The organism is Streptomyces sp. NPDC007205, assembly GCF_040634095.1.
Lineage (GTDB): Bacteria > Actinomycetota > Actinomycetes > Streptomycetales > Streptomycetaceae > Streptomyces.
Window position 1 is genome coordinate 1 of the sequence record NZ_JBEYEW010000190.1, and the last position, 1,167, is coordinate 1,167.

1 protein-coding gene is annotated in these 1,167 nt (G+C 66.8%); it reads left to right on the plus strand.

What is annotated here, in order from left to right:
* Window positions 1-452 (plus strand): hypothetical protein (locus tag ABZ624_RS43165; protein ID WP_360101275.1); only part of this gene is annotated, 452 nt, incomplete at its 5' end.
* Window positions 453-1,167 lie beyond the last annotated feature (715 nt).

Below are 1,167 nucleotides of genomic sequence, written 5' to 3' on the forward strand. Positions count from 1 at the left end.
GTCAGTCCGCCGCCCTGCGCCTACCTCATAACAACGGCGTACCGCGGGGATCAAGCCCTGTCAGCGACTACGACAACCCGAGTTCAAGCTCAGTAGCCGCCAGCACACGGCTGGCCGTGGCGGCCGGACGGCCCCTCCCCGGCAACCGCCACGACGCCCGCGCCCGGCCCTCGATGGCCTGGTCAGCTCGCGACCTGCTGGCTGAGAGCCGTCACGTCCATGACCGGCGGGTGCACCAAGTGGCCGGTGAGCATCTCGCCGCGGAGATTGATGTGCCGACGCTCAGCGGTCCGGACGGCTGCCTCGGCGAGCTGGTCGGCGCGAAGGGCCTTGCGCTTGCGTACCCCAGAACTCAGTCGCCTGACATCGACGCGGCACGCTGGGCGCTCGGCTGGTTGTGCATCGGGGCGTGCAGCTCCAGCTCGCTCATTGGGATGATCATGCTTTCTTAGCCGTGACGTGACTGCCCCGACGCGGGGTTGTAAGGGCGTGCGACACAAGTTGTTTCTCGCTGCGGCCGGCCTCCTGCGTGCGTGCGCGCCATGGCCTTCCCGCTCCGACGTTCCGGAGCCTGTGGCCTTGCCAGTAGCACGCCGCGTCCCCGATCCGACCGCTGCCTCCGAGGCCTTGAAGTGGGCTTTGTGGTGGCTGGAAACTCCGGGGAACCCAGAGTCCCTTGCGGGTGCCCGCGACGCTGCGCGGCGTGCTCTGGACTTGATTCCCTATTCGTGGCAGGCGCCGGGTTGTGAGAGCAGTCGGCGGGGGTGGCGTATCCACACCTGCCTGCACCCGGGCTGCACACGGTGTGCGGCCTACGAGGCCGGTGAACCGATGCCCGCCGACGACCGTTGATCATTGGTGATGAAAATTGCAGCTCACGACACCGGCGGCACGAGCGACCGGTCTGATCCCGCCGTGGCCGAGAGACTGCGCCTCCGCCCCTATCAGCAGGCGACGCTGCCGCTCGTCGAGGTGCGGCAGAATCGCCGCGAACTTGGCTGCCAGCGCGGTCCGTTGCCCATCCAACCTGCTCATGCCTGACCAACGAACCACCAAGCAGAAAGCCACGAGTTACTGACTTCAGCTCGTCGGGGTGAATCTTCACGAAGTCCCTGATGGGCATGGATGGGTGGCTGTATCCCGTGGTGTGTGAGGTATGCGGATGGG